10 protein-coding genes, 1 other RNA gene and 1 pseudogene are annotated in these 12,534 nt (G+C 35.4%); 6 read left to right on the top strand and 6 right to left on the bottom strand.

All coding sequences use genetic code 11. The annotated features are described in order from the left end of the window. Positions 1-807, bottom strand: a pseudogene (locus O99_RS02495) (M24B family metallopeptidase); the annotation flags it as partial. 256 nt (positions 808-1,063) lie between these two features. On the opposite strand from O99_RS02495, the gene O99_RS06950 reads away from it, so the two are divergent. Beyond that, a complete protein-coding gene (locus O99_RS06950; protein WP_051668839.1) occupies positions 1,064-2,641 on the top strand; it encodes a hypothetical protein in 1,578 nt (525 codons plus the stop codon). A 330-nt stretch (positions 2,642-2,971) separates the two neighbouring features. Here the strand turns inward: O99_RS06950 and O99_RS02485 are convergent, their stop codons facing one another. The 4 genes from O99_RS02485 to ssrA all read right to left on the bottom strand — a co-directional run bounded on the left by O99_RS02485 (position 2,972) and on the right by ssrA (position 7,034). Then, positions 2,972-5,419 (bottom strand): ATP-dependent helicase, encoded by a 2,448-nt coding sequence (locus O99_RS02485; protein WP_035006163.1) that lies wholly within the window; start codon positions 5,417-5,419, stop codon positions 2,972-2,974. A gap of 348 nt (positions 5,420-5,767) precedes the next feature. After that, positions 5,768-5,947 (bottom strand): DUF4169 family protein, encoded by a 180-nt coding sequence (locus tag O99_RS02480; protein ID WP_035006162.1) that lies wholly within the window; start codon positions 5,945-5,947, stop codon positions 5,768-5,770. Between the two features lie 12 nt (positions 5,948-5,959). Continuing rightward, positions 5,960-6,505, bottom strand: coding sequence for an SspB family protein (locus tag O99_RS02475; protein ID WP_035006160.1), 546 nt, complete (start codon positions 6,503-6,505; stop codon positions 5,960-5,962). Positions 6,506-6,674: 169 nt separating this feature from the next. Continuing rightward, positions 6,675-7,034: a transfer-messenger RNA gene (gene ssrA / locus O99_RS06735) on the bottom strand. 87 nt (positions 7,035-7,121) lie between these two features. On the opposite strand from ssrA, the gene O99_RS02470 reads away from it, so the two are divergent. Then, positions 7,122-7,427, top strand: a complete 306-nt coding sequence (locus tag O99_RS02470) for a DUF2853 family protein (protein WP_035006158.1) — start codon at positions 7,122-7,124, stop codon at positions 7,425-7,427. A gap of 80 nt (positions 7,428-7,507) precedes the next feature. Here the strand turns inward: O99_RS02470 and O99_RS02465 are convergent, their stop codons facing one another. Continuing rightward, positions 7,508-8,815 (bottom strand): MFS family transporter, encoded by a 1,308-nt coding sequence (locus O99_RS02465; RefSeq protein ID WP_035006156.1) that lies wholly within the window; start codon positions 8,813-8,815, stop codon positions 7,508-7,510. 182 nt (positions 8,816-8,997) lie between these two features. On the opposite strand from O99_RS02465, the gene O99_RS02460 reads away from it, so the two are divergent. The 4 genes from O99_RS02460 to hflC all read left to right on the top strand — a co-directional run bounded on the left by O99_RS02460 (position 8,998) and on the right by hflC (position 12,486). Continuing rightward, complete coding sequence (locus O99_RS02460) at positions 8,998-9,792, top strand: thymidylate synthase (RefSeq protein WP_035006155.1); 795 nt, start codon at positions 8,998-9,000, stop codon at positions 9,790-9,792. Further along, positions 9,789-10,298, top strand: coding sequence for a dihydrofolate reductase (locus O99_RS02455; RefSeq protein ID WP_035006153.1), 510 nt, complete (start codon positions 9,789-9,791; stop codon positions 10,296-10,298). Before O99_RS02460 ends, O99_RS02455 begins: the two co-directional genes overlap by 4 nt. Positions 10,299-10,429: 131 nt before the next feature. After that, entirely contained in the window at positions 10,430-11,560 is a 1,131-nt protein-coding gene (gene hflK / locus O99_RS02450; RefSeq protein WP_035006152.1) for an FtsH protease activity modulator HflK, read from the top strand. A gap of 2 nt (positions 11,561-11,562) precedes the next feature. Next, positions 11,563-12,486, top strand: coding sequence for a protease modulator HflC (gene hflC / locus O99_RS02445; protein ID WP_035006150.1), 924 nt, complete (start codon positions 11,563-11,565; stop codon positions 12,484-12,486). The last annotated feature ends 48 nt before the right edge of the window (positions 12,487-12,534 follow it).

Genomic DNA, 12,534 nt, shown 5'->3' with positions numbered 1-12,534 from the left:
AAATGATAGCATATCTATATCGCCATTAGTAATTTTTTGTGCTGGTTTGACAATCATCAAATTTTCAATACGAATACCAAAAGCTTTTTCACGGTAATATCCAGGTTCGTTAGAGATAATCATACCGGGAATAAGTTCTTGGCTTCCATAGCGTGAGAGATTTTGTGGTCCTTCATGAACAGAGAGGTAAGAACCAACTCCATGGCCAGTGCCATGTGCATAATCAAAACCAGCTTTCCATAAAGCATTACGTGCTAAAACATCAATATCTTGTCCGCGTGTCCCTTTCGGAAATCTTGCACTTGAAAGAGCAATCATGCCTTTGAGAACAAGGGTAAAACAGCGCTTTTCTTCTTCTCCAATGTTTCCAATCGCTACTGTACGAGTCACATCTGTTGTGCCCTCTCGATATTGTCCACCTGAATCAACAAGATAAAGTTCACCTGCATTCAGTCGTTTATTTGTCTGAGTGGTTACACGATAATGAATAATTGCACCATTTTTACCTGCTGCTGAAATCGTATCAAAGGAAAGATCTTCGAGTTTCATTCCCATTTCTTGTGTTGTTATAATACGAAATTTTTCTAATTTTTTAGCAGCTGAAATTTCATCAATTGTACCTGGTATTTGTCTATCGAGCCAGGACAAAAAACGAGTAAGAGCTATACCATCACATAAATGTGCTCTGCGTGAACCATTGAGCTCTGTAGTATTTTTAATGGCACGTGGTAAGATAACAGGATCCCTTAGTCTAACGAAAGACCCTCCTGTATCTTCAATAACAGTACGTAACTTTTCGTACGTTAAAGTAGCCAAAGAAAATTACTGCAGTTTTGTTTCGGATGTAGACTTCAGTGACTACTTTGCCATTAGAAGCAGTGAGCGAAAATTCTCACCTAAAGGCTTATTTTAAAACGCGTTATAGGTGAAAACACTAACAAGAAATATAAATAATTTGTGCTGCGTAAAGAACATTTTGACACTTTTGGCAAAAAATTGTAGAAAAGCGGGATGTATAAGAGTAAAATTTTTAGTTTAGAGATTAAATTAAGAGAGTTTCTTGATGTCTAAAAAATATGAATCTGTAGATGGAAGCACAATAGTTGACAATAAAAAGTTGAATCATACTAAAGCTGTTAAACGTTCTAAACATATCAGTTCAAATGATTTTGATGATTTGATTGGAAAGACTGAGAGTTTGTCAGATGAAGGGAAACTTCGGGTTGCTACTGCTAACGCTCAAGTATCTGAAGAAAATCAGATTAAATCCTATGATAAACTCAAGAAGTATGAACTTATAGACGAGAAGTATGAACTTACAGACGAGGAGGTATCATACGGTTTTATTCAACTTTATCGCATTAGAGCCCTTAGGGATTTTGGAGATATAAAGGCAGGTGATCTAGGGGGATTTATTGAAGATGAATGCAATCTATCTCATGAAGGCAATTGTTGGGTTGGTGACTTTGCTCAAGTTTACCACAAAGCTCACGTTTCTGGTAATGCCAAGATTTATAATAATTCCATAGTTTGTGATTATGCTACCGTTTCTGGTGATACCATAATTTTTGGTAATGCTATAGTTTATAGTTATGCCAAGGTTTCTGGTAAGGCCAAGGTTTCTGGTGAGGCTAGCATTTCTGGTGCATCTGAGGTTTATGATGCTGCTGAGGTTTATGGTAATGCCCAGGTTTATGGTAATGCCCAGGTTTATGGTAATGCCCAGGTTTATGGTAATGCCGTAACTTGTGGTGACGCTGAGGTTTATGATAATGCTAAGGTTTATGATAATGCTTTAGTTGAAGATTGTAAAGTTTTTGGTAATGCTAGGATTTTTGATAATGCTATGGTTATGAGTCAAGCTGAGATTTGTGATAGTGCAATGGTTTATGGGGATGCTGAGATTTTTGGTTCTAAGATTTCGCATAATGCCAAAGTTTATGAAAAAGCTCGGATTTTATATTATGCTAAGATTTTCGAAAACGCTAGGATTCATGGTAAGGCCTTCATTAGTGATAATGTTCAAGTTTCTGGTAATGCTGAGATTTATGGTGATGCTCATGTTTGTGATAATGCCGTGATTTTTGGTAATGCTGCAGTTTATGATGAAGCTATAGTTAAAAATAACGCTAAGGTTTATGATAGTGCTAAAGTGTACGGAAACGCGAGGATTTGTGAGGATACGCAAGTTTATGGAAATGCTGAGGTTTATGATGATACTTTGATTATGGGTAATATTGAGATTTTTGGTAACGCTATGATTTTTGGTAATGCTAAGATTTATCATTGTGCTCAGATTTTTGGTAATGCTAAAGTTTTTGAAGCTGCGAAGGTTTATGGTGCTGCTAAAATTTTTGAAGACGCTAAGATTTCTGGTCGTTCGATAGTTAGTGGTAATGCATATGTTTATGGTAAAGCTCAGATTATGGACAATTCTGTGATTTACGAAAATGCAAAAATTTATGATAATGCCAAAGTTGGTTATAAAATACAAGTTCGCGGGAATGTTGAAATGTGTGGTGATGTTGAGATTTTTGGTGACATAGAAATTTGTAACAATGATCAAATTAACAAAAAGAAAATTCGCAACAATATTAAAATTTGTAAACCTAAATCTAGATGGCGTTCTCTAAGCTTGTAGTAATATTAAAACTGTTAAAAATGTTATAGTTTACAATAGAGTTGTAATTTAAGGTGTTGTTCATTGTACAAATAGAAGTCACACTTTTGTAAGATAGCATGAAATTTTATGGTTTTTATGCTAAAAATCAGTAAAAAATTAAGTCGAAAATTTTTTCTTAGCATAGAACAGAGATTATCTGTTTAAACAATGAGCAGAGGATGCATGGTATTGTTCTGTTCTAATCAAAGTAACGGATTATCTTTATAAATCAACGATTTATAACTAAAATACAATTAAGTGATTGAAAGTTGAGCTTCTATTTGGAAAGATAACTTATATTACATCGCACTAAGCTTTTATTACAAAATTATCAAGAACACGTTTTTCTCCGGTTTTATCGAAGAAGATAGTTAATTTGCTGCCATCTATTGCTTTAATTTGACCATAACCAAATTTTATATGAAAAATCCGATCATTTATAGAGAAAGCTGAGGATTTATTAGAGACTGATTTTGCAATGATAGTTCCTTCAATGTTTTTTTGTTGGCGGAGTTGTTTAATTCCAAAGTTTAAATCGATATCACCATAACAAATTTTTTCAACATGAGCAGCCGATTGTTTTCTCCAATTATTATGCGTTGTTTTTGTTTGATTTTTTTGAGCACGCTGCCAGCCTGGTGTTGAATAATTATTACGAAAAGGATTTTGCTTTTTAAAGTGTGTTTGGTTATAATTACCATAAGATGTTTCAATTTCTGTTATTTTTATATGCTCTTCTGGTAATTCATTGAGGAAACGAGAAGGGATTGTAGATTGCCAAAGTCCATGAATTCTTCGATTGGATACACACCATATATGTAAGTGTTTTTTTGCTCTTGTTATTCCTACATAAGCAAGGCGACGTTCTTCTTCTAATCCTGAATGACCACCTTCATCTAATGAGCGTTGGTGCGGAAAAAGACCTTCTTCCCAACCAGGAAGAAAGACAGTTTCAAATTCAAGACCTTTAGCAGAATGAAGAGTCATGATATTAACTGCATTCATGTTTTCATTGCTTTCAGAATCCATTACTAGTGAAACATGCTCTAAAAAACTACGAAGATTTTCAAATTGTTCCATAGAACGGATCATTTCTTTAAGATTTTCTAGTCGTGTTGGTGCTTCTGGTGAACGATCTTCTTGCCACATTGCGGTATAGCCTGAATCATCAAGAATTGTTTCGGCAAGCTCTGTATGTGGTGTGTGTTGTAACATGCTTTGCCAGCGGTAGAAGTTTTCTACAACATCTCGTAAAGCATTGCGTATTTTAGGCTTTAGCTCATCTGTTGTAATTATTTCAGCTGCGGCGACAAAGAGGGGAATAGAGCGCGCACGTGCACTATTATAAAGATGACGAAGTGTTGCATTTCCTAGGCCGCGTTTGGGTATATTGATAATACGCTCAAAAGCTAGATCATCAGCTGGTTGAACAACAACACGTAAGTAAGCCAAGGCATCACGTATTTCCATTCGTTCATAAAAGCGCGGACCACCAATAACGCGATAATTGAGACCAAGTGTGACAAAGCGATCTTCAAATTCACGCATTTGGAATGATGCTCGCACCAATATAGCTATATGATTTAAGGAATGACCCGCCCGTTGTGCTTGTTCAATTTCTTCTCCAATAGCACGAGCTTCTTCTGCTGAATCCCATGCGGCATGAATTTTTACTTTTTCATCGTCGCTATTTATTTGATCAGAAAAAAGCGTTTTTCCAAGTCTATTTTGATTATGAGAAATAAGATGAGAAGCAGTTTTTAAAATATGTGATGTAGAGCGATAATTGCGTTCTAAACGGATAATTTTTGCAGGAGAGAAATCTTGTTCAAAGCGCAATATATTATCAACTTTTGCTCCACGCCACCCGTAGATAGATTGATCATCATCTCCTACACAACAAAGATTAATCTGTTTTTCATGGTGTTGAGCCAAAAGACGGAGCCAGAGATATTGTGCTATATTTGTATCTTGATATTCATCTACAAGAATATAGCGAAATTTATTATGATATTCGCGAAGAATGTCTGGGTTATTTTGAAAGATGGAAATAGAGTGCAGCAAAAGATCGCCAAAATCACAGGCATTAAGATTTTTAAGTCGATCCTGATAATTACGATAAAGTTTTCGTCCTATTCCATTTCCAAAAGAATAAGCATCACCCTCTGAAATAGAATTAGGCAAAAGTCCTTGGTTTTTCCAAGAATCAATCATCATTGCTAGGTTACGTGCTGGCCAACGTTTATCATCCAATCCTTCAGCTTGAATGAGTTGTTTTAAAAGACGAATAACATCGTCACGATCAAGAATGGTAAAATTGCTTTTTAAGCCAACAAGTTCTGCATGACGACGTAGAATCTTTGCTCCAGTCGAATGAAATGTTCCAAGCCAAGGCATATTTTCGACAGTTTCACCAACAAGCTCACCGATACGTGTTTTCATTTCATGTGCAGCTTTATTGGTAAAAGTAACAGCTAATATTTGTTTAGGGTGTGCAAGTCCGAGATGCAAAATATGAGAAATGCGAGTAGTAAGAACACGGGTTTTTCCAGTACCTGCACCCGCAAGAACTAAAACGGGTCCTTCTGTATTGATGACAGCTTGTTTTTGTTCTGGATTCAGCTTTTCTAAATAGTTAGGCTTATATTGCGTGTTTTTTCTTTCTGATATATGCGTCATTAACCTAGAATTATTTTCAGGCTTATGAGGAGATACGTCATTTTTAAGAGACGTTATATGATCGGAAAAGTCATTCATTATAACTTTATCTAGTATTTTTTTGATTTGAACGCCAGATAAAAATTATTTTCTTAAAAAAACACGACACATTTATTTAAATAAAAATATAGAGATCACAGGAGGAGATAAAGACATAGTGCTATGATAAGAAGCTACCAAAGATATATATACGAAATGAAGTTACAAGCTTATTTTCAATTATAATGGATACATAAAAAGTCACAACATAAAGAAAAATAAGGCTTTATCTTAGTATAAGTTTACATTGAAATTATAGAAAAATCATATTTTGCGAGGAAATCAAAAAAGATTTCTTGGAGAAAAAAGCTTTTGATTAATGAATAGTATCATTCTTCTCTGTTTTCATTAATCGCTAGAGAGATGATTTTGATCAAGAAATTTTTGGGCTTTTAGCCTTTCTTTTTTATCAAAAAGTTTTTCAAGCTTTGTTCGTCCAAAACGGTAGCGATTTTCTTCTGCATGAATAGCTAGTTTTGTACGTTTTTTCTGTTTTCGAAATTGACGAAGATTAATTATTGTAGCCATAGAGTCATTCATTTATTTTTTTCGGAAGGAGTCCAAAGAAACAATATCAGCACTTTGCTTAGAATCATTATTTGATGGCTCTTTTTCCGTTTTAAGATTTGATATTTTTGTAGATATATTTTCCTTTTTTTGTTTATCTGAAGGAGTAAAAGGAGAACACGAAGCAGTTTCTGGATTTTGGTTCTCTCCTGAAATAAGGCTAGGGGGAAGATCAAATGCTGTTTCAAAAGCTGCTATAGGATCATAGAAGACTTGGATAGAATTAAAAGGAATGACCAGTTTTTCAGTAATTTCTCCAAAGGAAAGTGTTACTTCAAAAGCAGTTTCTGATACACTGAGATCTCTAAATTGGTGCTGCAGTACGATGGTCATTTGATCAGGATAGCGTTTTTGAAGTCTAGGAGAAATTTTGATTCCTGGTGCGTTTGTTAAGAAAGTGATAAAAAAATGATGATTACCTGGAAGTCCTGCTTTGGCTACTTCCAATAAAACTTTTCGGATGACTCCGCGAAGTGCATCCTGAACGAGAATGTCGTAACGGATCTGATCTTGAACCATCGAAGTTTATTCCTCCTAAATTTATGCAGTGATTAAATATGAATAATACAGTGCAATAACATGTTTTTTTAAGCTAGCAACATTTTACTTACTATGCACCTAATTAATCAAGAAAAACACGAATTTATTTTAAATACTTTCTGACAGCTCAAAAATAAATAGGTCTAAAAGTGAAGGCTTCTGTTGCCAGGTGCCTTCGAACCCCGCTTAGACCTGCGACGGTTTAAGACTTAGTTTGAAGCTTTCGCATCGCTTAAGCAGCGATGAGACGTGCTTCCGCATAGTTGTCATTTGCAACTACTCATTTAGTCCGATAACGGTGGTACAATGCCGAGTAAAAGAGCAATCTTTACACCCTTGTCGATCCTGTTTCGCCCCCATAAAAATATAATCTTTATTTTATTATATTTTGGTGGAGGCGCCGGGTACCGCCCCCGGGTCCAATTGGTTTATTTCATTGTCCATTTATTACCATAGCTGAAAAGACAGCTTTTTAAATATAAACGAATAACAGTTTTTAGAAAAGGGGGATTGTTAATATTTTAAATCCTCTAATTATTGAGATAAAAATATAATGTGGTTGTGTATAGTTACTGATTATGAGAGGGACTGCAAAATGGTGAATGATCTAGAAAATATTAAATTATATGATGTAAATCCTGATGAAGCTGTAATAGAACGACTTAGACGTCGTTTAACTTTGGTAATGAGACATCAAGATGCATCGTTAGTTTCTACATCAGATCAAAAAGAGTTAGAGCGTGTTGTAAAATGGGCGCAAGATGTATTGGATGTTGATAAGGAAAATGCACAAAAAGCTGTCGCAAAAGTTGCTGAAATGATGTCAGGAAACCGCAAAAAAAATCGTGTTACTTTTTATTATTTGCTTGCCAAGCAAGTTAATGCGCTTGATAAAATTTAAATATTTGAAACTAAATTTTGTATCATAATTTTCAAAAAAGTCTAAATTTCTTTAGACTTTTTTATTTACTATAAGAATATTTAGTGAATATCATCACCTTGGAGATATCCACTTTTTCGAGCGTCAGGCATTAAAAGAACTGCTATGAATGCAACAGTCATCATGCCAGTTACATAAAGATAAAAGATAAATTCATATCCAATATCTTTTAATAAAAGCGCTACAGATTCGGCTGATCCACCAAATAAGGCATTGGCAATAGCATAAGATAAACCAACACCCATTGCTCGTATTGAAGATGGGAACATTTCTGCTTTAACGATACCAGAAATGGATGTATAAAAACTGATAATGCATAACATTCCAATAAGGATTGATAATGCAACCCATGAATTGTTAGTATTGCCAATCATATAAAGTCCAGGAATTGTGAAGATGACAGATAAGACACTCCAAATAATAAGTGAAGTTTTTGTTCCAATTTTATCAGCTAAAGCACCAAATGCTGGTTGAAGTAACATAAAAACAAAAAGTGCAATAGTCATTATAGTTGTAGCTGTATGCTTATCAAAGCCAGTAGTTGTAATGAGATATTTTTGCATATAAGTTGTATAGGTATAAAATGTTAGTGATCCTCCTGCTGTGAAACCAATCACTAGAAAAAAGGCTTTCCGATGGTTACGCCAAAGTTCTCTAATACTACCAGCTTTTTCTTTAGAACGATTCTCTTTAGTTGTTGTTTCATGAAGTGAACGACGGAGATAGATTGCAACAATGGCTCCTAATCCACCAATAGCAAAAGGAATACGCCAACCCCATGCTTTTAGTTGTTCCTCTGTAAGATAAAGGGCTAAAATAAATATAACAAGGCTGGCAAGAAGTTGACCACCAATCAGTGTAGTATACTGAAAAGAGCTAAAAAATCCTCGTCGGTTTTTAAGAGCAATTTCGCTCATATAAGTTGCTGTTGTTCCGTACTCACCGCCAACAGAAAGTCCTTGAAGCATTCGGAGTAAAAGTAAAAGAACTGCTGCTGAGGCTCCAATAGTTTCATAGGTAGGAAGTATGGCAATTAGGAATGAACCGCTACACATCATAAAAACAGAAATAAGCATTGATCGTTTACGTCCATAACGATCAGCAATGAATCCAAAGAGCCATCCACCGATTGGGCGCATAAGAAAACCAATAGAAAAAACTATAGCAGCTTTAAAAAGCTGGAGTATAACGTTGCCGTCTGAAGGGAAAAATTGCGATGCAAAATAAATTGAAGTAAATGAATAAACATAAAAGTCATACCACTCTACTAAATTACCTGAGGCACTAGATATGATAGACCGAATACGTTTTTTCGCATCATATAGTGCTAAAGTTTCTTCATTCTCCATGGAGACCGTCCCTCTTTAATTAAGTTACTTACAATTTGCTTTTTACAATTTGAATCATTAAAATTCAATCGTATAATGGTAATTTCTTGTAAACAGATCATTTTAAGGCGCATTACATTGTATTTTTGTGAGTTTTAAAGTTTCTGTTTTAACAGTATGCAGAATCGGGCATAAACATTAATATGAAAGCATATCTTGATCTCTTATTTCATGTTTTAAACAATGGTATTGATCGTTTCGATCGAACTGGTGTTGGGACAAGGTCGGTTTTTGGATATCAAATGCGATTTAATTTACAGGATGGGTTTCCACTGTTGACAACAAAAAAACTGCATTTGCGTTCAATTATCTACGAGCTTTTATGGTTTCTTAAAGGTGATACAAATATTACATGGTTAAAAGAGCACGGCGTATCTATTTGGGATGAATGGGCTGACAAAAAGGGGGATCTTGGTCCTATTTACGGTTATCAGTGGCGCTCTTGGCCTACATCGGATGGGCGTCATATTGATCAAATAAAAAATCTTTTAGCTATGATTAAAAAGGATCCTTATTCACGTCGTTTAGTTGTATCTGCATGGAATCCTGCAGCGATAGAGGAAATGGCTTTACCTCCCTGTCATTGTTTGTTTCAATTTTATGTTGCTGCTGGTAGATTATCTTGTCAACTGTATCAGCGTTCAGCAGATATTTTTTTGGGTGTTCCATTTAATATTGCCTCTTATGCATTGTTGACAATGATGATTGCTCAAATAAACCATTTACAAGTAGGAGATTTCATTCATACTATTGGTGATGCTCATCTTTATTTAAATCATTTTGAACAGGCAAAACAGCAATTATCTCGTACACCGAAAGCGTTACCAACGATGCTTATTAATCCAGAAGTAAAAAATCTTTTCTCTTTTAAGTTTAAGGACTTTGAGTTGCTTAATTATGAAGCTTTTCCACATATCAAAGCACCGGTGGCAGTATGACTCTTTCAATTTGTTTGATTGCAGCTGTTTCACAAAATAATGTTATAGGTTGTGCGGGTGCGATGCCTTGGCATTTATCAACAGATTTGCAACGTTTTAAAACTTTAACTTTAAATAAGCCTATTGTTATGGGAAGAAAAACTTGGGATTCTCTTGGACGCCCTTTACCGGGTCGTACGAATATTGTTATTACTCGCAATCGTATGTTAATGCCTAAAGGTGCTGTTATTGCTCATTCTTTATCTCAGGCTTGTCATATTGCAGAACAGGTTGCTTTTCAAAGTGGTGCAGATGCATTTTTTATTATTGGGGGTGGTGAAATTTTTCAACAAGGATTACAAATAGCTGATAAAATATTTCTTACTGAGATCCTAGCTTTTATTGAGGGCGATAGTTTTTTTCCTGTTTTTGATAAAGAGAAGTGGACTATGATTAAAACACAATATATTCCAGAAGGTGAGAAAGATGATTATCCAACACGTTTTGTGATTTATGAACGGAAATGATCGTTTGAGATATTGAAAGCATTTATTATTTACATTGTAAGAAAATAATAAGCGCTTTAAACTGAAATCAGAGATCAAGTTTTGTAAATTATTAAGATTTGATTAATAACATTAATCTAAATGAGGTGATAATGCCCTGGACAAATCAAAATGGTAGTGGCCCATGGAGTGGCGATAGAAATAAATCCGATGGAGATAAAAAATTATCGCCTAAGAAACCTTTTGGTTCTGGTGGTAGTAATGGCCCTAATATTGATGATATTTTTCGTAAGGGGCAGGATCAGATCAAACAGTTTGGTGGCGGTGGTGTTTTTATTATATTATTTCTGCTTGTTTTATTTTTTTGGTGTTTTCAATCTATGTATATCGTTCAACAAAATGAACAAGCTGTGGAATTGCGTTTTGGCGTTCCTAAAGAAGGCATTATCAGTGATGGTCTACATTTTCATTTTTGGCCAATTGAAACTTATATGAAAGTTCCTTTAACAGAAAAAACTATTGCTATTGGTGGTCAGTCTGGTCAATTGCAACAAAGTGAAGGTTTGATGCTTTCAAGTGATCAAAATATTGTTAATGTTAATTTTTCTGTTTATTATCGCATTTCAAATCCCAGTCAGTTTTTGTTTAATGTGAATGACCAAGAAGGTACAGTTCGTCAAGTTGCTGAAAGTGCAATGCGTGAGGTGATTGGTTCGCGGCCAATTGATGATGTTTTGCGTGATAAAAAAGAAGAAGTTGCTGATGATGTCAAAAAAATTATCCAATTGACTGCAGATAAATATCAACTTGGTGTTGAAATAAATCGTGTGTCAATTAGTGAAGCTGCGCCTCCTACTAAAGTTGCTGCTGCTTTTAATTCTGTTCAACAGGCAGAGCAGGAACGAGGACGAATGATTGAAGAGGGTAATCGTGTACATTTTACTAAGATGGGTTTAGCTAATGGTGAAGCTGCACGCACACGGGAAGTTGCAAAAGGTGAAAAAGCGCAGATGATTGAAGAAGCAATAGGACGTTCTGAACGTTTTCAAGCTATAGCGCGTGAAGCTGCGATTGCACCAGAGGCTGCTCGCTATCGTCTTTATATGGAGACGATGGGACGTATTTTTTCTTCTCCAAGAAAGATAGTTTTGGATCAAACAGCTTCTCCGACGGTATCTTATTTACCTTTAAACGAATTGCTCGGCAGTTCATCAAATAAAACAATAACAAAGTCAAAGCGTTCTGTAAGACTATCGGATTCTAACGCTTCTGAGGGATACTAATTATGCAGCAATCTCGTTTCTTTTTTATTTTAGGAACTGTCATATTTGTTTTTATAGCCTTATGGATGTCTGTTTTTATTGTTTATCCTCGTCAACAGATAGCTATTAAGCGCTTTGGACAAATTGTTAATGTAGAACCTAAACCTGGTATTTATTTTAAGGTTCCTTTTTTTGATCATACTGTTATTATTGATAATCGATTGTTGCGTTATGATTTACCTACACAATCTGTTCAGGTTCGTGGTGGTGCATATTATGAAGTGGATGCGTTTTTTATTTACCGGATTACGAATCCGAAACTATTTTTACAACGTATTGCATCTGGTCGTCCACAGATTGCTGCGCGTGAAAATCTTGCACCGCGTTTTATTGATGCTTTGCGTGCTGTTTATGGTAAGCGAGAATTTAAAGCGGCTTTATCGGATGAACGTGGAGCGATGATGGCTGAAGTACAGCGCCAATTTTCTGTAGATGCAGGATCTTTAGGGATTACTATTGTTGATGTGCGGATTCGTAAAACTGATTTAACTGATGCTGTTTCAGAGGATGTGTATCGACAAATGGCAGCTGAACGTGAAGCTGCGGCAGAAGATATTCGTGCTCGTGGTCAGCAAGAACGGGATCGAATTATTGCAGAAGCTAATCGTAAATATGAAGAAATCGTAGCAGCAGCGAAACGTGATGCTGAAATTACCCGTGGTGAAGGGCAGGCTGAGAGTATTCGTCTTTTATTGAATGCACGAAGAGTTAATCCATCATTTTACGATTTTTGGTTAGCAATGGAACAGTACAGGAATTTAGAGAACACTTCGATGGTAATTTCGCCACAAGAGGACTTCTTTTTTTATTTCCGTAATCCACCACAAGCAAATAAAATATTTGCACCTGTAGAGGTCTTGGATAATAAGATGGTGATTGATAAATAGTAACGTTATCATAAGATTTATCATTTTATGAAAAACTTGATCCGTGGA

Origin of the sequence: Bartonella rochalimae ATCC BAA-1498, from assembly GCF_000706645.1 — a bacterium.
Classification (GTDB): Bacteria; Pseudomonadota; Alphaproteobacteria; order Rhizobiales; family Rhizobiaceae; genus Bartonella; species Bartonella rochalimae.
Note: the sequence above shows the minus strand (reverse complement) of the source record. Positions and strands in the feature narration are given on the sequence as shown.